This window comes from Roseitranquillus sediminis, from assembly GCF_016918935.1.
Lineage (GTDB): Bacteria > Pseudomonadota > Alphaproteobacteria > Rhodobacterales > Rhodobacteraceae > Roseitranquillus > Roseitranquillus sediminis.
The window spans coordinates 190006-208994 of the sequence record NZ_JAFFOB010000015.1 but is presented as its reverse complement, the minus strand read 5'-3'; the positions used below and the strand labels follow the sequence as shown (position 1 = coordinate 208994).

19 protein-coding genes are annotated in these 18989 nt (G+C 69.9%); 12 read left to right on the top strand and 7 right to left on the bottom strand.

Features of this window, described 5'->3' with window-relative positions; all coding sequences use genetic code 11:
* Window positions 1-53: 53 nt before the first annotated feature.
* Window positions 54-1298: a phosphoribosylamine--glycine ligase gene (gene purD, locus JM664_RS09105; RefSeq protein ID WP_227419594.1), complete on the bottom strand. Its 1245-nt coding sequence runs from the start codon at window positions 1296-1298 to the stop codon at window positions 54-56.
* A gap of 156 nt (window positions 1299-1454) precedes the next feature.
* On the opposite strand from purD, the gene xseA reads away from it, so the two are divergent.
* Complete coding sequence (gene xseA, locus JM664_RS09100; RefSeq protein WP_227419593.1) at window positions 1455-3005, top strand: exodeoxyribonuclease VII large subunit; 1551 nt, start codon at window positions 1455-1457, stop codon at window positions 3003-3005.
* 12 nt (window positions 3006-3017) lie between these two features.
* On the opposite strand, the gene JM664_RS09095 is transcribed toward xseA, so the two are convergent.
* Window positions 3018-3404 (bottom strand): hypothetical protein, encoded by a 387-nt coding sequence (locus tag JM664_RS09095; protein WP_227419592.1) that lies wholly within the window; start codon window positions 3402-3404, stop codon window positions 3018-3020.
* A 40-nt stretch (window positions 3405-3444) separates the two neighbouring features.
* Window positions 3445-4101 carry an SOS response-associated peptidase gene (locus JM664_RS09090; protein WP_227419591.1) on the bottom strand — a complete coding sequence of 219 codons (657 nt, stop codon included), beginning with the start codon at window positions 4099-4101 and terminating at the stop codon, window positions 3445-3447.
* 170 nt (window positions 4102-4271) lie between these two features.
* On the opposite strand from JM664_RS09090, the gene JM664_RS09085 reads away from it, so the two are divergent.
* The gene (locus JM664_RS09085; RefSeq protein ID WP_227419590.1) at window positions 4272-5612 is read left to right on the top strand and encodes a sensor histidine kinase; all 1341 of its coding nucleotides are present in this window, start codon (window positions 4272-4274) and stop codon (window positions 5610-5612) included.
* Window positions 5612-5983 carry a response regulator gene (locus tag JM664_RS09080; RefSeq protein WP_227419589.1) on the top strand — a complete coding sequence of 124 codons (372 nt, stop codon included), beginning with the start codon at window positions 5612-5614 and terminating at the stop codon, window positions 5981-5983. Before JM664_RS09085 ends, JM664_RS09080 begins: the two co-directional genes overlap by 1 nt.
* Window positions 5984-6018: 35 nt before the next feature.
* Here JM664_RS09080 and JM664_RS09075 read toward each other — a convergent pair whose 3' ends face one another.
* The gene (locus JM664_RS09075) at window positions 6019-7578 is read right to left on the bottom strand and encodes a bifunctional metallophosphatase/5'-nucleotidase (protein ID WP_227419588.1); all 1560 of its coding nucleotides are present in this window, start codon (window positions 7576-7578) and stop codon (window positions 6019-6021) included.
* A 109-nt stretch (window positions 7579-7687) separates the two neighbouring features.
* On the opposite strand from JM664_RS09075, the gene JM664_RS09070 reads away from it, so the two are divergent.
* Complete coding sequence (locus tag JM664_RS09070; RefSeq protein ID WP_227419587.1) at window positions 7688-8017, top strand: DUF952 domain-containing protein; 330 nt, start codon at window positions 7688-7690, stop codon at window positions 8015-8017.
* A gap of 4 nt (window positions 8018-8021) precedes the next feature.
* Window positions 8022-9062 carry a quinone-dependent dihydroorotate dehydrogenase gene (locus JM664_RS09065; protein WP_227419586.1) on the top strand — a complete coding sequence of 347 codons (1041 nt, stop codon included), beginning with the start codon at window positions 8022-8024 and terminating at the stop codon, window positions 9060-9062.
* 82 nt (window positions 9063-9144) lie between these two features.
* Here the strand turns inward: JM664_RS09065 and JM664_RS09060 are convergent, their stop codons facing one another.
* Genes JM664_RS09060 through JM664_RS09050 form a run of 3 tightly spaced genes read right to left on the bottom strand, consistent with a single transcriptional unit; the run spans window position 9145 to window position 11445 of the window.
* Complete coding sequence (locus tag JM664_RS09060; RefSeq protein ID WP_227419585.1) at window positions 9145-10476, bottom strand: MATE family efflux transporter; 1332 nt, start codon at window positions 10474-10476, stop codon at window positions 9145-9147.
* Window positions 10469-10972, bottom strand: coding sequence for a PaaI family thioesterase (locus JM664_RS09055; protein WP_227419584.1), 504 nt, complete (start codon window positions 10970-10972; stop codon window positions 10469-10471). Before JM664_RS09055 ends, JM664_RS09060 begins: the two co-directional genes overlap by 8 nt.
* Entirely contained in the window at window positions 10969-11445 is a 477-nt protein-coding gene (locus JM664_RS09050) for a PaaI family thioesterase (protein WP_227419583.1), read from the bottom strand. Before JM664_RS09050 ends, JM664_RS09055 begins: the two co-directional genes overlap by 4 nt.
* 93 nt (window positions 11446-11538) lie before the next feature.
* Here JM664_RS09050 and JM664_RS09045 point away from each other — a divergent pair, with 93 nt between their 5' ends.
* The 7 genes from JM664_RS09045 (at window position 11539) to JM664_RS09015 (ending at window position 18929) form a co-directional block, all read left to right on the top strand.
* The gene (locus tag JM664_RS09045) at window positions 11539-11904 is read left to right on the top strand and encodes a MerR family transcriptional regulator (RefSeq protein WP_227419582.1); all 366 of its coding nucleotides are present in this window, start codon (window positions 11539-11541) and stop codon (window positions 11902-11904) included.
* A 173-nt stretch (window positions 11905-12077) separates the two neighbouring features.
* The gene (locus JM664_RS09040; protein ID WP_227419581.1) at window positions 12078-12476 is read left to right on the top strand and encodes a MerR family transcriptional regulator; all 399 of its coding nucleotides are present in this window, start codon (window positions 12078-12080) and stop codon (window positions 12474-12476) included.
* Window positions 12477-12487: 11 nt separating this feature from the next.
* Window positions 12488-14266, top strand: a complete 1779-nt coding sequence (locus tag JM664_RS09035) for an acyl-CoA dehydrogenase C-terminal domain-containing protein (protein WP_227419580.1) — start codon at window positions 12488-12490, stop codon at window positions 14264-14266.
* A gap of 163 nt (window positions 14267-14429) precedes the next feature.
* Window positions 14430-15071 carry a glutathione S-transferase family protein gene (locus JM664_RS09030; RefSeq protein ID WP_227419956.1) on the top strand — a complete coding sequence of 214 codons (642 nt, stop codon included), beginning with the start codon at window positions 14430-14432 and terminating at the stop codon, window positions 15069-15071.
* A complete protein-coding gene (locus JM664_RS09025) occupies window positions 15068-16279 on the top strand; it encodes an acetyl-CoA C-acetyltransferase (protein WP_227419579.1) in 1212 nt (403 codons plus the stop codon). The genes JM664_RS09030 and JM664_RS09025 overlap by 4 nt, the downstream gene beginning before the upstream one ends.
* Window positions 16279-16746, top strand: a complete 468-nt coding sequence (locus JM664_RS09020) for a cupin domain-containing protein (protein WP_227419578.1) — start codon at window positions 16279-16281, stop codon at window positions 16744-16746. The genes JM664_RS09025 and JM664_RS09020 overlap by 1 nt, the downstream gene beginning before the upstream one ends.
* Entirely contained in the window at window positions 16743-18929 is a 2187-nt protein-coding gene (locus JM664_RS09015; protein WP_227419577.1) for a 3-hydroxyacyl-CoA dehydrogenase NAD-binding domain-containing protein, read from the top strand. The genes JM664_RS09020 and JM664_RS09015 overlap by 4 nt, the downstream gene beginning before the upstream one ends.
* The last annotated feature ends 60 nt before the right edge of the window (window positions 18930-18989 follow it).

The window sequence follows — 18989 nt, the reverse complement described above, 5'->3', positions numbered from 1 at the left end:
TTGCGACGGCAGGAGTGCACTCCGCCGCTGCGCGGCGTGAGGTCCGTGACGGATCAGCCGTCGAGCGCCCGCCAGCCGATGTCCCGCCTGCAGCGGCCCTCGGGCCACTCCACGGCATCGACCATCGCGTAGGCCCGGTCGCGCGCCTCGGCCAGCGTCGCGCCGCGGGCCGTGACGTTCAGCACGCGCCCGCCGATGGCTACGATCCGACCGTCCCGCTCGGCGGTGCCGGCGTGGAACGTCATGTGGCTGCTGTCCTCGGGCAGCGCGTCGAGGCCGCGGATCTCGCTGCCGCTCTCGTAGGTGCCGGGATAACCCTCCGCCGCCAGCACGACCGTCAGCGCATGATCGTCGGCCCAGTTGACCCGCGCCTCGTCCAGGCGCCCCTCGGCGCAGGCCTGCATCAGGTCCAGCGCTTGCGCGCCGAGGCGCATCATCAGGACCTGCGCCTCCGGGTCGCCGAAGCGGACGTTGTACTCCACGAGGCGCGGCTGTCCATCCTCGATCATCAGCCCGGCATAGAGCAGCCCGCGATAGGGCGTGCCGCGCCGCACGAGCTCCACCAGGGTCGGCCGGACGATGCGCTCCATCGTCAGGGCCGCGATCTCGTCCGTCAGGACCGGCGCGGGCGAGTAGGCGCCCATGCCGCCCGTGTTCGGTCCGCGCTCGCCGTCAAGGGCGCGCTTGTGATCCTGCGCCGTGCCGATCGGCAGCGCCATCTCGCCGTCGCAGAGCACGAAGAACGAGGCCTCCTCGCCCGTCATCATCTCCTCGAGGACCACCGGCCCGTCGAGCGCCTCGAGCGCCGCCAGCGCCTCCGCCTCCGTCAGCGCCACGGTGACGCCCTTGCCCGCGGCGAGGCCGTCCGCCTTGACCACGATCGGTGCGCCGTTCATCCGCACATGCGCCGCCGCCGCGGCGGGGCCGTCGAAGCGCCACCAGGCGGCGGTCGGCACGCCCGCCGCGTCGCAGATCTCCTTGGTATGGGCCTTCGACGCCTCGAGTCGCGCGGCCGCGGCGCTCGGGCCGAAGACGGTGATGTCCGCCTCCGCCAGCGCGTCCGCCACGCCCGCCACCAGCGGCGCCTCGGGGCCGACGATCACGAAGTCGACAGCGTTGTCTCCCGCGAACTGGACCACCGCCGCCGGGTCGAGCACGTCGATCCGCGCGCATTCCGCGATCGCGGCGATGCCGGCATTGCCCGGCGCCACGATCAGCCGGTCGCACTTCGGGTTCTGCATCGCGGCCCAGGCCAGCGCATGCTCGCGCCCGCCGCCTCCGAGTATCAGGATGTTCACAGGGACGCCTCGCTTAGCTCCGGCCCCTGCCTAGGAGAGGACGCCACCCGCGGCAAGCGCCGGCCCCCTCGGCGGGACGGGGTGGGCGGGCGGGCGGCCCGCCGAGGGGGCCGGCGCCGGGCTTGATCCGTCCGGGCGGGGCTGGCACCAAGCGTCATGTCCGACCTCATCGAAGACATCGCCGGCGGCAACGCGCCCGAGTTCACCGTCTCCGAGCTCTCCGGCGCCGTGAAGCGCACGATCGAGGGCTCCTTCGACCACGTCCGGGTGCGCGGCGAGGTCGGGCGCGTCTCCCGCCCGCGCTCCGGCCACGTCTATCTCGACCTCAAGGATGACCGCGCCTGCCTCGCCGGGGTGATCTGGAAGGGTCAGGCGGCGCGGCTGGAGACCATGCCCGAGGAGGGGATGGAGGTCATCGCCACCGGCCGCCTCACCACCTTCCCCGGTCAGTCCAAGTACCAGATCGTGATCGAGACCATTGCCCCCGCCGGCCTCGGCGCGCTGATGGCGATGCTCGAGAAGCGCCGCGCCGCGTTGCAGGCCGAGGGACTCTTCGCGCCTGAGCGCAAGCGCCCGCTGCCGTTCCTGCCCGAAGTGATCGGCGTCGTCACCTCGCCCTCCGGCGCCGTGATCCGCGATATCCTGCACCGCCTGCGCGACCGCTTTCCGCGCCGCGTCCTGATCTGGCCGGTCGCGGTGCAGGGCCAGTCCTGCGCCCCCGAGGTCGCCCGCGCCATCGCCGGGTTCAACGCGCTCGCGCCCCGCGGCCCGATCCCGCGGCCCGACCTCCTGATCGTCGCGCGCGGCGGCGGCTCCATCGAGGACCTCTGGGGCTTCAACGAGGAGGCGGTGGTGCGCGCCGCGGCGGCGTCGCAGATCCCGCTGATCTCCGCGGTGGGGCACGAGACCGACACGACGCTGATCGACCATGCCGCCGACCGCCGCGCGCCGACCCCGACCGCCGCGGCCGAGATGGCGGTGCCGGTGCGCCGCGAACTGATCGCCTGGGCCGACGGCCAGGGCGCGCGCCTCTCCCGCGCTCTGGCGCAGGGCTTCGGCACGCGCGGCCAGCGGCTCCGCGATCTCTCTCGCGCGCTGCCCCGGCCGGATACGCTGACCCAGACGCCGCGCCAGCGCCTCGACTGGGCATCGCAACGGCTGCCGGCGGCGCTGCGCGCGGTGGTGACGCGGCGCCGGGCCGAGCTGCAGGCGGCGGGCAGCGTGCTCCGGCCCTCGACGCTGAAGGCGCGCAACGACCGCTGCCATGATCGGCTGGAGACCCTCCAGCGGCGGCTCGGGTCCGCTGTGGCGAATGGCGAGAGGCTGCGCCGGAGGGAGCTCGAGCGCTGCGCCGCGCGCCTCAGGCCGCAGGGCCTCGTGCGTCAGCGCGACCGCACCCGCCTCCGCCTCGAGGAGGCGCTGCGCCGGCTGTCGCGGATCGCCGCGACACGCACGGCCGAACAGCGGACGCGGCTCGAGGCGCTCGACCGGATGCGCGAGTCACTGGGCTACGAGGCGACGCTTGGGCGCGGTTTCGCGGTCGTCTGGTCCGGCGACGAGGTGTTGACCGAGGCGGCGGCCGCGCGCGCGGCGACTACCCTCAGGGTGCAGTTCCGCGACGGCGACGTCACCGTCGCGCCCGAAGGCGCGGCGCGGCCGAAGCGACGTCCAGGCCGCAAGCCACCGGCACAGGGCTCGCTTTTCTGAGCGTTTCGCGGCTCAGACGCCGAGGTCGGGGCCGGGGCAGACGAGCGGATCGGTCTGCTCCACGGCGGTCAGGTCGCGCTCCGGCGGATCGCCCGCGAAGCGGGCGGCGAGGCGGCCGTCTTGGCGATAGAAGGTCCAGCACTGCAGGTCGTCGAGCGCGTTGTAGCGAAAGCAGATCATGTCGCCCGCCGGGAACCACTCGCCCTCGATGCACGCGCCGTCGAGGTAGGACCAGCGCACGCGGCGGTTCGGCAGGTAGTCCTCGGCGCCGTAGGGCACACCCTGCTCGGAGTAGAGGAAGGTGCGGCCGCGGGTCAGGGCGTCGAAGGCGTCGGCGCCGAGCGACGTTTGCGCGGGGGCCGCGACGGCGGACGCGAGGAGCAGCAGGATGGCCTTCAATTCTCGTTTCCCGGCAACGGGTTGCGGACAGCGCGGGCGTTCATGCCGCCAGCGGCTCGACGAGGTGCGGACCGCGGGCGCGATTCGAGTTCACGGCCGGGTCGACGCGATGGTAGTCGAGGGTGCCGTCGGGGGCGCCGCCGAGCAGCCGGGCCGCGCCGGGGCCCGCCTCGCCCAGCCAGAGGGGCCAGTCCACGGGCTCGAGGATGACGGGCATCCTGTTGTGAAGGCTCAATATTTCGGCGTTGGCGGCGGTGGTGACGATGGCGACGGTGGGCTGGCGTTCGCCTTCGCGGCCCCAGTCCTGCCAGATGGCGGCGAGCGCCATGGGCGCGCCGTCGCGGCGGGTGATGTACCACGGCAGGCGGTTGCCGTCGGTGTCCTTGGTCCATTCGTAGAAGCCGCTCGCCGGGACGAGGCAGCGGCGCTCGCGCACGGCCTGCCGGAAAGCCGCTTTATGTTCAATGCCTTCCGCACGGGCGTTGATGAGGAGCGGGCCGTCGTTCGGCGCCTCGTACCACGAAGGGATCAGGCCCCAGCGCATCGAGACAAGGCGGCGGCCGGCGGTGGCGACGTGTATCGGATCGGTGGGGCAGACGTTGTAATTCGGCACTTCCGGCAGGTCATTCGCCGGGAGCGCGTCGAAGAGCTGCGCCATCGCATCGTGGGGCAGCGTGATCGCGAACCGTCCGCACATGCGCCGGATTCTTGCAACTTCGTACAAGAATGGAAGGCGTCATATGCAAGTTCGTGCAACTTTTCAATATGATTCCCGATGTCGTCGGACCTAGGTCGGCGGGCAGTCAGACCGGGCGTGGCGGGAACAGCCGGCGCAGTTCCCTCGTTACGAAGGAGGAGGTAACACGAATGTCATCGAGCGACACCCGCTACGCGGAGCAGATCGTGGCGACGGTGTCGCAGCCAATCGTGGTCCTGACGGGCGACCTCGAGGTGGAAATGGTGAACGAGGCCTTCTGCCGGGCCTTCGCCGTGACGGCGGAGGAGACGGAGAAGCGCCGGCTCTACGACCTCGGCAACGGACAGTGGAACATCCCCGAGCTGCGCCGGCTGCTGCAGGAGGTGCTGAGCGAGCAGGAGGCGGTGCACGACTATCGCGTCGCGCATGACTTCGAGCAACTGGGCGAGCGGATCATGCTATTGAACGCGCGGCGGATGCATCGTCCCGAGCGTGGCGACCGCATCGTCCTCGCAATCAACGACATCACGGAGAGCGAGCGCCAGCGCGACGAGATCGAGGGCCGCAGGGAGTTCGGCGAGAAGCTGATCGACAGCGTGCGTGAGGGCCTTCTGATTCTCGACTGGGATCTCTGCGTGCGTTCGGCGAACCAGCCGTTCTACGAGCAGTTCGATGTCACGCCGGAGGAGACGGAGGGCCGCAAGATCTACGAGCTCGGCAACGGCCAGTGGAACATTCCTGATCTGCGCGAGGTGCTGGAAAGGATCCTGCCGGAGGAATGGTCGTTCGACGACTACGAGGTCGAGCACGATTTTGAAGGACTCGGCCGTCGCACCATGATGCTGAACGGCCGCAGGCTGGACCACCTCGACCTCATCATCCTCGCGATCCGCGACGTAACGGAGAGGCGGAAGCACGAGCGGCGGCAGCAGGTCTTCATGGCCGAGCTGCAGCACCGGGTGAAGAACATACTTAACAACGTCCGCGCGCTCGCCAACCAGACGCGCCGGCGCAACGACACGTTGGACGGCTTCTTCGACGCGTTCATGTCGCGGGTCGCGGCGCTGGGACGTGCGCAGGATCTGCTGCTGAAGAGCCCGGAGGACGAGGTCGAGCTGGCCAAGATCGTGCGCGTGGAGCTGGAGGCGGTCGGCGCCGAACGCGGCGTGAGCTACACCGCCGACGGGCCGTTCCTGTGCCTGAGCCCGCATAACGCACAGGCGCTCGCCATGGCGGTGCACGAGCTGGCCACGAATGCCGGCAAGTACGGCGCGCTCAAATCTGGCGGCCGCGTCGCCGTGACGTGGCGCGTGGAACGCAATGGCGGGAATGTTCATTTCCACTGGCGTGAGACGGGGGTGGAGATCGATGAATTGACGCCCATTCGCGGCTTCGGAGCCGAGATCATCAAGCGGAGCGTGCCGCACATGCTGGATGGCACATCGGAATTCACGCTGCACTCGGACGGCGCCGAATGCCGGATCGTGTTTCCCTTGCCCAAGGACGACTGATGACAGAGCGGTTTCTGGAGGGGCGCCGCATTCTCGTCCTCGAAGACGAGTATCTGGCTGCACTCGACGTGCAGCAGATGGTCGAGGAACTGGGCGGCACGGTCGTGGGACCCGCAGGTCGGCTGGAACAGGCACGGGAACTTGCGCGGGCGCATTCGCTTCAGGGCGCGATCTGCGACGTCAAGCTGAACGGCCACACCTCCTACCCGCTGGCGCGGGAGCTCCTGTCGACGGGCGTGCCGGTGGTGTTCCTGACCGGGTACGAGGCGAACTCGCTCGAGCCCGAGTTCCGCGACGTGCCGCGGGTGACGAAGCCCTACGACACGCGCCAGATGCAGGACCTGCTCAGGGCCGTCTTTCGCGCAGGCTGAGGGCCGGGGCAGCTGTGGCCACCCCGGCAGGGTGATCACTCGACGCGGGTGATGCGCCCGTCGGTGTAGGGCTCGTAGGGGCCCTGCTCGGCCAGGTATTCGGCCGTCACGTCGGCGAGGTCGGGGCCGTAGTCGTAGGCGTTCTCGGCATCGACGAACATCGAATAGCCGTCGCCGCCGTTGCGGACGTAGTTGTTCGACACCACGCCGTAGGTGGCGTTGGAGTCGATCGGCTCGCCGCCGACCATCACGTCGCTGACACGGCTGCCGGGGTTGGCGGAGGGGTCGAAGCTGAACGACATGCCGGCGACCTGCGGGAACCGGCCGGCGCCCTCCTCGATCTGGCTGACGCCGTTCTCGAGCGCCTCGACGAGGGTCTCGCCGGTGACCTGGAAGGTCGAGAGCGTGTTCTGGAACGGCAGCACCGTCAGCACCTCGCCCATCGTCACCTCGCCCTCGTCGATCGAGGCGCGAATGCCGCCCGAATTGGCGATGGCGACGTCGATGCCCTGGTCCTGGACGCGCGCGAGCATGGCGTCGGCGATCAGGTTGCCCATCTCGCACTCTTCGGCGCGGCAGACGTCGCGGCTGCCCTCGATCGGGGCCGCGGTCTCGGCGACGACGCGGTTGCGGATTTCCTCCAGCGGCTGGGCCAGCTCACCGATGCGCGAGACGGTCGCCTCGTCCTCCGAGATCGCGGCGTCGAGCAGCAGCGGCTCGCCCTCGGCCGAGATCACGTTGCCCTCGTCGTCGAAGGTGACGTTCAGCTCGCCCAGGAACTTGCCGTAGGCGTAGGCCTGCACGATGGCGGTGTCGCCGACCATCGTCGGGTACGGACCCTGCGCGCCCTCCATGTCGCCGAGGAGCGTGTTGGTGTGGCCGCCCACGATGACGTCGACGCCCGAGGTCTGGTCGGCGACGCGCTGGTCGACGTTGTAGCCCGAGTGGCTGAGCACGATGATCTTGTTGACGCCCTCCTCGCGGGTCAGGCGGTCGACCTCGGTCTGCACCGCGGCGACGGGGTCGGAGAAGGTGACGTTGGGGCCGGGGCTCGCCAGCTCGTGGGTGTCCTGGGGGGTGAGGCCGATGAGACCGATCTTCTCTCCGCCCTTCTCGATGACGGTCGACTTCCGGATCGCGTCGGCGAGGAGCGGCTCCTGCGTGACGTCGGCATTCGACATCAGGATCGGGAACTCGACGGCGTCGACGAACTCGCGCAGCACCTCGGGGCCATCGTCGAACTCATGGTTGCCGACGGTCATCGCGTCGTAGCCCATCTTGTTCATCATCTCGGCCGAGGCCGCGCCCTTGTAGTAGTTGTAGAAGAGCGTGCCCTGGAACTGGTCGCCGCCGTCGACGAGCAGCCAGTTGTTGGTGCGGCGCTTGGCCTCCTCGATCGCGGTGACGAGGCGGCCCGAGCCGCCGAAGCACTCGCCGGCCTCGTTGTCCTCGGGCGCGCAGGTCGAGTCAAAGGCGCTGATCGGCTCGAACCGGGCGTGGAAGTCGTTGGTGTGCAGGATGGTAATCTGGTACTCGGCCGCGGCCGAGCCGGCGCCGAGCGCCAGTACGGCGGCCGAGATCATCAGGCGGTGCATGGTGGTCCCCCTCGTTGGATGCAGGCGACAGATTGGCGTTGCGGCCGTCACCTTGTCCAGCGATTGCTACGCCTTGACGACAGGCCGCCGTCGCGTCATCCCCGTGGCCATGCTGATCTACAAGATCCTGCGCGAGGACGAGTGGCGGGCTCTGGAGCGCGACGGCCAGACCGACGGCGCGCCGGTGGACGTGGAGGACGGGTTCATCCACTTCTCGACCGCCGAGCAGGTGTCGGGGACGCTGGCCAAGCATTTCCAGGGCGAGGCGGGGCTGTGGCTCCTCTCGGTCGAGGCCGACCGGCTGGGCGACGCGCTGAAGTGGGAGCCGGCACGGGGCGGCGAGATGTTCCCGCACCTCTACCGGCCTTTGGAGCGGGCCGAAGTCGAGCGGGCGGTGCAGATCGACCCCGAGGCGCCCCTGCCCCACGTGATCTCCTGAGCCCATGATCGAGCGCGCGGCGCTGGCGCTGATGCACCGGCTGGACCCGGAGCGGGCGCACGGGCTCTCGCTCGCGGCGCTCCGGTCCGGGCTGGTGCCGCTGCCGGGAGTGGTGACGTCCGCGCGGCTGGCGACGCGGGTGGGCGGGCTGGAGCTGCCGAACCCTGTCGGGCTGGCGGCGGGCTACGACAAGAATGCGGTGGCGCTGGGCGCGCTCTCGCGGGCGGGTTTCGGGTTCCTCGAGGTCGGGGCGGCGACGCCGCGGCCGCAGCCGGGCAACCCGCGGCCGCGGCTCTTCCGGCTGGACGAGGACAGGGCGGCGATCAACCGCTTCGGCTTCAACAACGACGGCGCCGAGGCGATCGCGGCACGGCTGAGGGACCGGCCCCGCGGCGTGCCGGTGGGGCTGAACCTCGGGGCGAACAAGGACAGCGCGGACCGTGCGGCGGACTATGCCGAGGTGCTGCGGCTCGCCGGAGCGCATGCGGACTTCGTGACGGTCAACGTCTCGTCGCCCAACACCGAGCGGCTGCGCGACCTGCAGGGGCGCGACGCGCTGGCGGCGCTGCTCGCCGGCGTCATCGCGGCGCGGGGCGAGCGGCGGCTGCCGGTCTGGCTGAAGATCGCGCCGGACCTCGACGAGGCGGCGCTGGCCGACGTGGCGGCGGTGGCGGAGGAGACCGGCGTGGACGCCATCGTGGCGACCAACACGACGCTGTCGCGCGAGGGCCTCCGCTCGCGCCATGCGGGCGAGGCGGGCGGGCTCTCGGGCGCGCCGCTCTTCGAGCGCTCGACGCGGGTGCTGGCGCGGCTGTCGCGGCTGACCGACGTCCCGCTGATCGGCGTGGGCGGCGTCGCCACCGCCGAGCAGGCGCTAGCGAAGATCGAGGCCGGCGCGTCGGCGGTGCAGCTCTACACGGCGATGGTCTTCGAGGGCGTCACCGTCGGCGCGCGGATCGCCCGCGACCTCGACCGCCTGCTGGCCGCGCGCGGCTTCGCCAACGTGGACGAGGCGGTGGGCACGAGGCGCGACCGCTGGCTCTGACCGCCGGGCCGGCGGAACGCCGGGCCGGCCGGCGCGGGACGAGGCGGGGTGGGCGGGCGGGAGCCTCGGCCCGCGCCGGCGCTCAGGTCGCCGCCCGCGCCTCCAGCGCCGGATAGCGCAGCCCCAGCGTCACCGCCCGCGCCGCGTTCAGCACCATCAGCGCGGCCCAGAGGCCGTGGTTGCCGAAGGCCGGAACCAGAACGCCAAGCGCGCCGATGTAGATCGCGACGCTCAGCAGCATCGCGTTCCGCATCGCCCGGGTCTCGGTCGCGCCGATGAAGATGCCGTCGAGCATCCAGGAGGCGATGCCGATCAGCGGCGCCGCGACGACCCACGGCAGGAACTCCCGCGCCGCAAGCCGCACCTCCGGCGCCGTGGTCATCACGTCGATCACCGCCGGCCCGCACAGCGCGAAGAAGATCGCGAGCGGCAGCGACAGGCCCACGCCCCAGAGGCTCGACATCACCGCCGCGCGCCTGAGCCGGTCGCGCCGCCGCCCGCCCATCGCCGCGCCGACGAGCGCCTCGGCCGCGAAGGCGAAGCCGTCGAGCGCGAAGGCGGTGATCTGCAGGAACTGCAGCAGGACCTGGTTCGCCGCGAGGTTCACGTCACCCCGCCCGGCACCGAGGAAGAGGAAGGTGGTGAAGGCCGCCTGCACGAGCACCGACCGGATCATGATGTCGCCGTTGACCTGCGCCATGCGGACGATCCGCGCCCGGTCGAAAATCCGCCCCCAGTCGCGCCAGGCGGTGCCGCCGAACGCCGCGCGGCAGAGCCAGAGGCCGAGCGCCAGCCCGCTCCACTCGGCCGTCAGCGTGGCGACCGCGACGCCCTCGACCCCCCAGCCGAGGCCGAGAACGAACCAGAGGTCGAGCACGACGTTCACGCCGTTCATCCAGAGCTGCAGGAGCAGCACGGCCCGCGTGCGCTCGACGGCGATCAGCCAGCCGGTGACGGCGTAGAGCGCGATGGCCGCTGGCGCGCCCCAGATCCGGATCGCGAGATAGGCGCGCGCCAACCCCTCGACCTCGGCGCTGGCGGGCGCGAGGCGGAACGCGGCCCAGAAGATCGGCACCTGCAGCAGGATGAATACGAGTCCCGCCGCGCCGCCGAGGATGAGCGAGCGCATCAGAAGCGCGCCGCTCTCGGCCACGTCGCCCGCGCCGCGCGCCTGCGCCACCATGCCGGTGGTGCCCATGCGGAGAAATCCGAAGACCCAGTAGATCGAGGTGAGGATCACCGCGCCGATGCCGACCGCGCCGATCGGCGCCGCTTCGCCCATTTGTCCCACGACGGCGGTGTCCACGGCGCCGAGAATCGGAATCGTCGCGTTGGAGACGACGATCGGCAGCGCGATGGCCAGGATGCGGGCGTGGGTGATCGGCGTCTCGGCGGCCGTCGGCCCGTCAGCCATCCGGTCCGGGCATCAGGAAATGACCCGTCGCCTGCGCGAAGAGCCGGGCGCGATTGTCCTGCCACGCCTCGACATGGACGCTGGCGTACCGCCGGCCCGAGCGGTTGACCCGCGCCCGCGCATAGGCGTCACGCGGCAGGCCGGAGCGGAGATAGTCGACGGTGAAGTCGATGGTCTTCGGCATCCAGCGGACCGTGTTGAGGTCGATCTGCTCCGGCGTCATCGCGCCCGATTCGATTTCGGGCCATACGGTGGCCCAGCCGAGCTCGACCAGCGCCGTTGTCTCGAGGAAGGCCGCGGTCACGCCGCCGTGGATCGCCGGCAGGATCGGGTTGCCAATCAGCTTGTCGTCGTAGGGCAGCACGGCCGTCAGCTCGTCGCCGCGGCGGTCGAAGACGATGCCGAGCCAGCGGAAATAGGGCACCCCCTCGTGCAGGGCGCGGAGCGTGGCGTCGCGGCGCTGCTTGATGACCTGCACCGGCTCGGGGCGGCTCATGGCGTCTCGCCCCCGTCGGAGGGCGCGTAGTCAGGCGCTCGCCGCATCCGTCCCCGCTCGACCGTGAAGGCGCCGGTGGCGGTGGCGACGGGCCGGTCGCCATCGTCGTCGTGCGCGACCGCGCGGACGAAGGCGACGCTGCGGGTGACGTGGTAGCAGGTGGCGCGGGCGCGGATCGCCTGCCCCGGCGTCGCGGGACGCATGTAGTCGATCCTGAGGTCGATGGTCGCGGTGCCGGCCGGGGCGGAGGCATGGCTCATCACCGCCGCACCGCCGCAGGTGTCGAGGAGCGCCGAGACCGCGCCGCCGGCGATGACGCCGGTCCGCGGGTCGCCCACGAGCTTCGCGTCGTAGGGCATGATCCCGCAGGCGGTGCCGTCGGAGACCTCGGTGAGCGACATGCCGACCGCGCGGGCGTAGGGAATCGCCTCGATGAACTGTTTGGCAAGCTTGGCTGCGCGATCCTCGCTCATGCCTTCTCTTCGCGCTCCGGCCAGCCGGGGGCAAGGGTGGAATTGGACCGGGTGCGGCGCGATGCTACCCTGAGGTGAAAGGACGGAGCCGAGATGCCGGAGCGACTGACCTTCAAGGAGATGTGCGCACGCTTCGACGTGACGCCGCGGACGCTGCGCTACTACGAGTACATCGAGCTGCTCCGCCCGGAGAAGGAGGGCCGCGCCCGCTACTACGGTCCGCGCGAGACGGCGCGCATGACACTGATCCTGCGCGGCCGCCGCTTCGGCTTCAGCCTCGAGGAGATCCGCCAGTGGCTCGAAATCTACGAGCAGGAGGGGACGGAGGCGCAGATGCGCGAGATGGTCAGGCTCGCAGACCGGCAGCTCGACGCCCTCAGGAACGAGCGCGACGAGCTCAAGGAGACGATCGACGAGCTTCAGAAGCTGCGCGACGAGGTGGCGCGCACGATCGGCTGACCCGGCGCGGAGGCAGGATTGTTGCGCAGGGGGAAGCTTTGGAGCGGTCGCGTTTCCAGTTCCGAACCGTGACGTGACGTTCTCATGACGTAAGCGTCAACGGTATTGCGACGTCAATCCGGAACGGTCATTTCGCTCTGCGCACGTGGAACTCCAACCGGATATCTGACCTGATGACAGACACACTGATGACCATCCGCGAGATGTGCGACGCCTACGACGTGACGCCTCGCACCCTGCGGTTCTACGAATCCAAGGAGCTGCTCTCGCCGATCCGGCAGGGCCAGAAGCGCCTGTTCACGCACCGCGACCGCGCCCGCCTGACGCTGATCCTGCGCGGCAAGCGCTTCGGCTTCAGCCTCGAGCAGATCCGCCAGCTTCTCGACATGTGGGACGGCGGTCGGGGCCAGGTCGCGCAACTCGACCGCACCATCGAAGTCGGCCGCGAGCGGCTCGACGAGCTTCGTCGCCAGCGCGACGAGCTCGACAACGCGATCGAGGACCTGCAGGGCCAATTGAGCGGCGCAGAGCGGATGCTCGACGCGATGCGCACCCCTCACGCTGCCGAGTAAGGAGCGACCGGATGCCCACCTACACCCCGCCCGTCAAGGACATGCAGTTCGTCCTCCACGACGTGCTCGACGTGTCGAAAAGCGGCATCGCCGGGTACGAGGAGCTCGACCGCGACTTCACGCAGGCGGTGCTCGACGAGGCGGGCAAGCTGGCGCGCGACGTGCTCGCCCCGCTCAACCGGGTGGGTGACGAGGAGGGCTGCCGCCTCGAGAACGGGGTGGTCCGCACGCCGACGGGCTTCAAGGACGCCTACGACCGGATGCGCGCGGGCGGCTGGATGGGTCTCGACGCCGACACCGAGTATGGCGGCCAGGGAATGCCCTATCTGCTGAACGCGGCGACGGGCGAGCTTTTCGTCTCGGCCAACATGGCGTTCAACATGTACCAGGGCCTGACCCACGGGGTGATGTCGGCGCTCTACGTCCACGGCTCGGAGGAGCAGAAGCGCACCTACCTGCCGAACATGATCGACGGCATCTGGTCGGGCACGATGAACCTGACCGAGCCGCACTGCGGAACCGATCTCGGCCTGATCCGCACCAGGGCCGAGCCGCAGGACGACGGCACCTACCGCATCACCGGGCAGAAGATCTGGATCTCGGCCGGCGAGCACGACCTGAGCGAGAACATCATCCACCTCGTCCTCGCCAAGATCCCCGGCGGGCCGGAGGGCACCAAGGGCATCAGCCTCTTCATCGTGCCGAAGTTCGTGGTGACGGAGGACGGCTCGCTCGGTAGCCGCAACGCGGTGAGCTGCGGCGGCCTCGAGTCCAAGATGGGCATCCACGGCAACGCGACCTGCGTGATGAACTACGACGGCGCGACCGGCTTCCTCGTGGGCGAGCCGCACAAGGGGATGCGCGCCATGTTCACTATGATGAACGAGGCGCGGCTGGGCGTCGGCCTGCAGGGCTATGCGCAGGGCGTCGTTGCCTACCAGAACGCGCTCGCCTTCGCGCAGGAGCGGCTGCAGGGCCGTGCGGTGACCGGCACGGTGGCGCCCGACAAGGCGGCCGATCCGATCATCGTGCACCCCGACGTGCGGCGGAACCTGATGGACCAGAAGGCCTTCGTCGAGGCCGCCCGCGCCTTCGCCTTCTGGGGCGCGACGCTGATCGACCGCAGCCACCGCAACCACGATGCCGACGCCGAGGCGCTGATCTCGCTCCTCACGCCCGTCATCAAGGGCTTCCTGACCGACAAGGGCTTCGAGACCACCGTGCTGGCGCAGCAGACGCTGGGCGGCTCGGGCTTCACCCGCGAGTGGGGGATCGAGCAGTTCGTCCGCGACGCCCGGATCACCATGATCTACGAGGGCACCAACGGCATCCAGTCGCTCGACCTCGTCGGCCGCAAGCTCGGGGCGAACGGCGGCAAGACGGTGATGGGCTTCTTTGACATCGTGAAGGCCTTCATCGCCGAGAACGACCACGACGCGCGTCTCAAGGCGATCTTCCTCGACCCGTTGAAGGACGCGTCGAAGGACCTGCAGGCGGCGGCGATGTACTTCACGCAGTCGGGCATGAAGGACCCGAACAACGCGCTGGCCGGCAGCTACGACTTCATGCACGTCTTCGGCCATGTCTGCCTCGGGCTGATGTGGGCGCGGATGGCAAAGGCGTCCTACGCGGCGCTCGACGCGGGCGACGGCGACACCGAGTTCCACGAGAGCAAGATCGCGACGGGGCGCTACTACATGACGCGGCTCTTGCCGGCGACGAAGACCCACCTCGCCCGGATCCAGTCAGGGGCCGAGCCGGTCATGGCGCTCGACGCGGCGAACTTCTGAGCCTCGCGCCCCTGCCGCTCCGGCGGCGTGGGCGCTGCCCGTAACGCTGCGTTTCGCACGGGCCGGGATGTTTCCAACGGCGGTGCCGTCTGCGACAAGAGCGCATTCCCGCGGGACGTCGCACCCCTGCGCCCCGCACCAGAACGGTGAGGTCGGTCGGATGATGCAGCTCTACTGTTTCGGCGAGAGCGGAAACGCCTACAAGGCGGCGCTGACGCTGGAGCTCGCCGGGGTGCCGTGGGAGCCGGTCTTCGTGGACTTCTTCCGCGGCGGCGCGCGGGCACCGGAATATCGCGCACTCAACCCGATGGGCGAGGTCCCGGTGCTGGTCGACGGTGACACGGTTCTGACCCAGTCGGGCGTGATACAGGACTACATCATCGAGAAGACCGGCCGCTTCGGCGGCGCGAACCCGACCGAACGGCGCGAGGTCTGGCGCTGGGTGCTTTTCGACAACCACAAGGTCTCCGGCGTGGCCGGCCCGCTGCGGTTCAACCGCAACTTCCTGCCGGTGGAGAAGCGCGACGAGGCGGTCAGCGCCTTCCTCGAGATGCGCCTCCGGTCGGCGCTCGCCGTCCTCGACGCCCGGCTCGACGGCCGAGACTGGCTTGCTGCCCCTGAACCCACCGTCGCCGACTTCTCCTGCTGCGGCTATCTCTACTATCCCGAGCCCTACGGATTCGACCGCGCCGCGTATCCCGCCATCGACGCCTGGCTCGACCGAATCGCCGCCCTGCCCGGCTGGAAGCACCCCTACGACCTGATGCCCGGCCGCCCCTCGGACCGGGAAGGAGCACGCCCATGACCGACGCCTACATCTACGACGCCGTGCGCACGCCGCGCGGCCGCGGCCGCAAGGACGGCAGCCTGCACGAGGTCACGTCGCTGCGCCTCTCCGCGCTCACGCTGAACGCGATCAAGGAGCGCAACGGGCTGGAGACTACCGCGGTCGAGGACGTGATCTGGGGCAACGCCACGCAGGTCGGCGAGCAGGGCGGTTGCCTCGCGCGCTCCGCCGTCCTCGCCAGCGGTTTCGCGGAGACGGTGCCCGGCCTCTCGATCAACCGCTTCTGCGCCAGCGGGCTCGAGGCGGTGAACCTCGCCGCCAACCAGGTGCGTGCCGGGGCCGGATCGGCCTATGTCGCCGGCGGCGTCGAGATGATGAGCCGGGTGCCGATGGGCTCGGACGGCGCGGCGATCGCGGTCGACCCGAGCCTCGCCATGAAGACCTACTTCGTGCCGCAGGGCATCTCGGCCGACATCATCGCCACCGAATACGGCTTTTCCCGCGACAACGTCGACGCCTACGCGGTCGAGAGCCAGCGCCGCGCCGCCGAGGCGTGGGAGGACGGCCGCTTCGACCGATCGGTCATCGTGGTGCGCGACCAGAACGGCCTGCCGATCCTAGATCGCGACGAGTACATGCGGCCGCAGACCGACATGCAGTCGCTCGGGTCCCTGAAGCCGTCGTTTCAGGAGATGGGCGAGGTGATGCCCGGCTTCGACAAGGTGGCGCTGATGAAGTATCCGCACCTCGAGCGGATCAACCACGTCCACCACGCCGGCAACTCCTCGGGCATCGTCGACGGTGCCGCCGCGGTCCTCGTGGGCGACAAGGCGTTCGGCGAGGCGCACGGGCTGAAGCCGCGGGCGCGCGTCCGCGCCACCGCAAAGCTGGGCACCGATCCCACGATCATGCTGACGGGCCCGGTCCCGGTGACGGAGAAGATCCTGGCCGAGGCGGGCATGTCGATCGGCGACATCGGCCTCTTCGAGGTCAACGAGGCGTTCAGCGCCGTCGTCCTGCGCTTCATGCAGGCGTTCGGCGTCGACCGCGACCGGCTGAACGTCAACGGCGGCGCCATCGCGATGGGCCATCCGCTGGGCGCGACGGGCGCGATGATCCTCGGCACGCTCCTCGACGAGATGGAGCGGTCGGACCGCGAGACCGGCCTCGCCACCCTCTGCGTCGCCTCCGGCATGGGCGCCGCGACGATCATCGAGCGGGTCTGATGATCCTGCGAAGGAATAGCGTGCCGGTGACCGAGGGGGTGTCGGGCTATCCGGACCCCTACAATCTCGGGCGCGGCAACCTGTCCTACCGCCACCTGACCGAGACCGGCGGGCTCAGCCAGTACGGCGTCGCGCTCGAGAACCTGCATCCGGGCGGCCAGTCGTCACAGATGCACTGGGAAAGCCATGAGGACGAGTTCCTCTACATGCTCGAGGGCGAACTGACGGTCATCGAGAACGGCGAGGAGACGGTGATCGGCGCCGGTGACGCCTGTTGCTGGCCGGCGGGCGTCGCGGTCGCCCATTACCTCCGCAACCACAGCGGACGCGACACTGTTTACCTGATCATGGGGAGCCGCCGCCCCGAGAATGTCACGCATTATCCGGGCCTCGACCTGCTGGACACGCCGAACGGCTTCACGCATCTCGACGGCACGCCCTACTCCACGGAGGGTGGACACACATGACCGACTTCACGATGGAAACGAGCGACGGCGTGGCCGTCATCACCTGGGACGTGCCCGGCAGGTCCATGAACGTGATGAGCATGGAGGGCTTCGCCGAGCTCGACGCGATGATCGACGAGGCGCTGGCGGACGAGGCGGTGAAAGGCATCGTCATCACATCGGGCAAGGACAGCTTCGCCGGCGGCATGGACCTCAACGTCATCGCGAGGATGAAGGAGGAGGCGGGCGACGATCCGGCGCGCGGCCTCTTCGAGGGGCTGATGCGCACCCATGGCATCCTGCGCAAGATCGAGCGCGCGGGGATGGACGAGAAGAACCGGGGTGGCAAGCCGATCGCGGCCGCCCTCCCCGGCACGTCGCTGGGCATCGGGCTCGAGATCCCGCTCGCCTGTCACCGGATCTTTGCCGCGGAAAATTCGAAGGCCAAGATCGGGCTGCCCGAGATCATGGTCGGCATCTTCCCGGGCATGGGCGGCACGACGCGCGTCAGCCGGAAGCTCGGCGCGATGGCGGCGGCGCCGGTCCTGCTGGAGGGCAAGCTCTCCGACCCGAAGCGGGCGAAGTCGCTGGGCCTGATCGACGAGGTGGTGGCCGACCCGCTCGCCGCCGCGAAGGAGTGGGTGCTGGCCGCGAAGGACGCCGACATCGTCAAGCCGTGGGACCAGAAGGGCTGGAAGATGCCGGGCGGCACACCCTACCACCCGTCTGGCTTCATGACCTTCGTCGGCGCCAGCGCGATGGTCAACGGCAAGACGCAGGGCGTCTATCCGGCAGCCAAGGCGCTGCTGAACGCGGTCTACGAGGGGGCGATGGTTCCGTTCGACACCGCGCTCAGGATCGAGGCGCGGTGGTTCACGCACGTTCTGATGAACCCGTCCTCGGGCGCGATGATCCGCAGCCTCTTCATCAACAAGGAGGCGCTGGAGAAGGGCGCGAACCGCCCCGAGGCGCCGGACCAGAAGGTGCGGGTGCTGGGCGTGCTGGGCGCCGGCATGATGGGCGCGGGCATCGCCCATGTCGCGGCGAACGCCGGCATCCACGTCGTCCTGCTCGACCAGGACGAGAGCGCGGCGCGGCGCGGCAAGGAGGTGAGCGAGGGCCTGCTCGACAAGGGCATCGAGCGCAAGAAAGTGACGCAGGACCAGAAGGCCGAGGTGCTGGGACGGATCACGGCCACGGCGGACTACGCGCTGCTGGAGAATTGTGACCTGATCGTCGAGGCGGTGTTCGAGGACCCGGGCATCAAGGCCGAGGTGACGCGGAAGGTCGAGGAGGTCGTGGGCGAGGACTGCATCTTTGCCACCAACACCTCCACCCTGCCGATCAGTGACCTCGCGCAGGCGTCGCAGCGGCCGGAGCAGTTCATCGGCATCCACTTCTTCTCGCCGGTCGACAAGATGATGCTGGTCGAGATCATCAAGGGACGCGAGACCGGCGACCGGGCCGTGGCCAAGGCGCTGGATTTCGTGCGGCAGATCCGCAAGACGCCGATCGTCGTCAACGACGCCCGCTTCTTCTACGCCAACCGCTGCATCATTCCCTACATCAACGAGGGCGTGCGGATGGTGAAGGAGGGCGTCGAGCCGGCGCTGATCGAGAACGCCGCGCGCCTGGTCGGCATGCCGCTGGGGCCGCTGCAGCTGACGGACGAGACCTCGATCGACCTCGGGGTCAAGATCGCGAAGGCGACGCGGGCGGCTTTGGGCGAGGCCTACGACGACGGCGCGGACGAGGTGCTCTTCGGCCTCTCCGACCTTGGCCGGATGGGGCGCAAGGTCAACGCGGGCTTCTACGCCTATGACGAGGCCGGAAAGCGGCAGGGTCTCTGGCCCGGACTGCGCGACCGCTGGGCGCTCTCGGCGGAGCAGCCGCACCTGACCGAGGTGCAGTACCGCCTGCTGATGGCGCAGGTGCTGGAGGCGGTGCGGGCGCTGGAGGAGGGCGTGCTGACCGACATCCGGGAGGGCGATGTCGGCGCGATCCTCGGCTGGGGCTTCGCGCCCTGGTCCGGCGGGCCGTTCAGCTGGCTCGACATCATCGGCGCGGAGCAGGCGGTGTCGATCTGCGAGGGCCTGGTCCAGCGCCACGGACCGCGCTTCGAGGCGCCTGAGCTGCTGCGCGAGATGGCCGCCAAGGGGCAGACCTTCTACGGCCGTTTTGGCCCGGCAGAGAAGGCCGCCTGAGCCGCCTGCCCCCGATTGTTGCCGCCGCAGCCATCCGGTAGGGTGCGGCGGCAGAAACTG

Coding starts and splice junctions, on each gene's coding strand:
- xseA (WP_227419593.1), top strand. CDS start 1,455: ATGTCCGACCTCATCGAAGACATCGCCGGCGGCAACGCGCCCGAGTTC.
- JM664_RS09090 (WP_227419591.1), bottom strand. CDS start 4,101: ATGTGCGGACGGTTCGCGATCACGCTGCCCCACGATGCGATGGCGCAG.
- JM664_RS09085 (WP_227419590.1), top strand. CDS start 4,272: ATGTCATCGAGCGACACCCGCTACGCGGAGCAGATCGTGGCGACGGTG.
- JM664_RS09080 (WP_227419589.1), top strand. CDS start 5,612: ATGACAGAGCGGTTTCTGGAGGGGCGCCGCATTCTCGTCCTCGAAGAC.
- JM664_RS09075 (WP_227419588.1), bottom strand. CDS start 7,578: ATGCACCGCCTGATGATCTCGGCCGCCGTACTGGCGCTCGGCGCCGGC.
- JM664_RS09070 (WP_227419587.1), top strand. CDS start 7,688: ATGCTGATCTACAAGATCCTGCGCGAGGACGAGTGGCGGGCTCTGGAG.
- JM664_RS09065 (WP_227419586.1), top strand. CDS start 8,022: ATGATCGAGCGCGCGGCGCTGGCGCTGATGCACCGGCTGGACCCGGAG.
- JM664_RS09060 (WP_227419585.1), bottom strand. CDS start 10,476: ATGGCTGACGGGCCGACGGCCGCCGAGACGCCGATCACCCACGCCCGC.
- JM664_RS09055 (WP_227419584.1), bottom strand. CDS start 10,972: ATGAGCCGCCCCGAGCCGGTGCAGGTCATCAAGCAGCGCCGCGACGCC.
- JM664_RS09050 (WP_227419583.1), bottom strand. CDS start 11,445: ATGAGCGAGGATCGCGCAGCCAAGCTTGCCAAACAGTTCATCGAGGCG.
- JM664_RS09045 (WP_227419582.1), top strand. CDS start 11,539: ATGCCGGAGCGACTGACCTTCAAGGAGATGTGCGCACGCTTCGACGTG.
- JM664_RS09040 (WP_227419581.1), top strand. CDS start 12,078: ATGACAGACACACTGATGACCATCCGCGAGATGTGCGACGCCTACGAC.
- JM664_RS09035 (WP_227419580.1), top strand. CDS start 12,488: ATGCCCACCTACACCCCGCCCGTCAAGGACATGCAGTTCGTCCTCCAC.
- JM664_RS09030 (WP_227419956.1), top strand. CDS start 14,430: ATGCAGCTCTACTGTTTCGGCGAGAGCGGAAACGCCTACAAGGCGGCG.
- JM664_RS09025 (WP_227419579.1), top strand. CDS start 15,068: ATGACCGACGCCTACATCTACGACGCCGTGCGCACGCCGCGCGGCCGC.
- JM664_RS09020 (WP_227419578.1), top strand. CDS start 16,279: ATGATCCTGCGAAGGAATAGCGTGCCGGTGACCGAGGGGGTGTCGGGC.
- JM664_RS09015 (WP_227419577.1), top strand. CDS start 16,743: ATGACCGACTTCACGATGGAAACGAGCGACGGCGTGGCCGTCATCACC.